Consider the following 2,132-nt stretch of genomic DNA (forward strand, 5'->3'; position numbering starts at 1 on the left):
GCACACGCTTGTCTTCCAGCTGCGCCTGAAGCTCGGTAAGGAACTTGTCCACCACGCTTTTGATGACCTCATGGCTGAGGCGACCAAACTGGATAATGGTGTCCAGACGGTTGCGGAATTCCGGCGTGAAGCTCTTCTTGATCACTTCCATCGCATCGGACGAGTGGTCCTGATAGGTGAAACCGATCGAAGCACGCGCTGCAGTCTCGGCACCGGCGTTGGTCGTCATGATGACGATCACGTTACGGAAATCTGCCTTGCGCCCGTTGTTATCGGTCAGCGTACCGTGGTCCATGACCTGCAACAGCAGGTTGAAGACTTCCGGATGCGCCTTCTCGATTTCATCGAGCAACAATACGCAGTGAGGCTGCTTGGTGATGGCTTCGGTCAGCAGACCGCCCTGGTCGAACCCGACATAGCCTGGAGGCGCACCGATCAGACGCGATACGGTGTGGCGCTCCATGTACTCGGACATGTCGAAGCGAACCAGCTCGACCCCCAACGCCTTGGCCAGCTGCCGCGCAGCTTCGGTTTTACCGACGCCGGTCGGGCCCGCGAACAGGAACGAACCGACGGGCTTGTCAGGCGACTTGAGGCCGGCACGGGACAGCTTGATCGCGGTCGACAGTGAGTCGATCGCCGCATCCTGGCCGAATACCGTGAGCTTCAGGTCACGCTCAAGGTTACGCAGCAACTCTTTGTCGGAACTGGTGACGTGTTTTGGCGGAATTCGCGCGATTTTCGCAACGATATCCTCGACCTGAGGCACTTCGATGCGTTTCACGCGCTTCTCGACTGGCTGCAGACGCTGATAGGCGCCCGCCTCGTCGATGACGTCGATGGCCTTGTCCGGCATGTGCCGATCATTGATGTAACGCGAGGCCAGTTCAGCAGCGGCGCGCAGGGCTTCATCACTGTATTCAATGTTGTGATGGAGCTCGAAACGCCCTTTCAGGCCACGCAGGATGCCAATGGTGTCTTCCACCGAAGGCTCCGACACATCGACCTTCTGGAAGCGCCGGGCCAAGGCACGGTCCTTCTCGAAGATCCCGCGGAATTCCTGGAACGTGGTCGAACCGATGCAACGGATATCGCCCGACGACAGCAACGGCTTGAGCAGGTTCGAGGCATCCATGACGCCACCGGACGCAGCGCCCGCACCGATGATGGTGTGAATCTCGTCGATGAACAGGATCGCCTGCGGACGTTTTTTCAGCTCATTGAGCAACGCCTTGAAGCGCTTCTCGAAATCGCCGCGGTATTTGGTTCCGGCCAGCAAGGCCCCCAGATCGAGGGAATACACCACGCTGTTGGCCAGCAGGTCCGGCACCTGGTTATCGACAATGCGTTTGGCCAGGCCTTCGGCAATCGCGGTTTTACCCACGCCCGCCTCGCCCACCAGCAGCGGATTGTTTTTGCGACGACGCGCCAGGATCTGCGCGACGCGCTCGACTTCGAGCTCACGGCCTACCAACGGATCGATACGACCCTGGCGCGCAAGTTCGTTGAGGTTGCTGGCATAAGCATCCAGAGGATTGCCTGAAGAAGAAGACTCACCGCCCTCGTCGTCCTGCATATCTTGTTCACCTTCAGAGTGATCGCCATGCCCCGGCACTTTGGAAATGCCATGGGCGATGTAGTTGACGACATCGATGCGCGCAACGCTCTGCTGTTTCAGCAGAAACACTGCCTGACTCTCTTGCTCACTGAAGATCGCGACCAGCACGTTGGCGCCAGTCACTTCGCGTTTGCCCGAGCTCTGTACGTGAAAGACAGCACGTTGCAGTACACGCTGGAAGCCCAGGGTTGGCTGGGTTTCACGATCCTCGTCATGCAAGGGGATCAATGGCGTGGTGGAGTCAATGAACTCCTGCAGGTCATGCTTGAGTTTGTCGAGGTTTGCGCCGCAGGCACGCAAAACGGTAGCGGCAGCCTCATTATCCAATAGGGCCAGCAGCAGGTGTTCGACGGTCATGAATTCATGACGCTTCGAACGAGCCTCCTTGAAGGCTAGATTGAGGGTGACTTCGAGCTCGCGGTTTAACATAGCTTCACCTCATACCCAAGTGGTCGGCGATTAACCGTCCTTCTCGATTTCACAGAGTAGCGGATGCTGGCTTTCCCTGGCGTAC

General features: G+C 58.1%; 1 protein-coding gene. It reads right to left on the minus strand.

The genetic code is table 11. The features are described 5' to 3' along the window. The coding region (gene clpA, locus AC1DLB_RS28305; protein ID WP_477786118.1) for an ATP-dependent Clp protease ATP-binding subunit ClpA at positions 1–2,047 on the minus strand (2,047 nt) is incomplete at its 3' end. Between the last annotated feature and the right edge of the window lie 85 nt (positions 2,048–2,132).

Source organism: Pseudomonas sp. 05N434 (genome assembly GCF_056396965.1).